The 292-nt window shown below is 48.6% G+C and carries 1 tRNA gene; it reads left to right on the top strand.

Annotated elements, in window-relative coordinates:
- Nucleotides 1–4 precede the first annotated feature (4 nt).
- A tRNA-Ala gene (locus QMX82_RS25740) sits at nucleotides 5–80 on the top strand.
- Nucleotides 81–292 lie beyond the last annotated feature (212 nt).

Below are 292 nucleotides of genomic sequence, written 5' to 3'. Positions count from 1 at the left end.
CGATGGGGCCATAGCTCAGCTGGGAGAGCGCCTGCCTTGCACGCAGGAGGTCAGGAGTTCGATCCTCCTTGGCTCCACCATCTCCACCTACCGCTAACGCGATTGCTTGAAAAGCTCAGAAGTGAGCCTTTGACTTCTCCCTACCACAAGGTAATGAGAAGGGCGCAAATGCTGACTTCTGGTCTTTGATCAGAACTGTTCTTTAAAAAATTGGGAAAGTGATAGAAGTAGACTGCATTAACTGTTTTCACTGGCAGTTAGTGTCGTCAAGGTAAAATCTTGCGAACTCAAG

The sequence above is a fragment of the Pseudomonas sp. PS02302 genome (genome assembly GCF_029959585.1).
GTDB lineage: Bacteria > Pseudomonadota > Gammaproteobacteria > Pseudomonadales > Pseudomonadaceae > Chryseomonas > Chryseomonas aestiva.
Note: the sequence above shows the minus strand (reverse complement) of the source record. Positions and strands in the feature narration are given on the sequence as shown.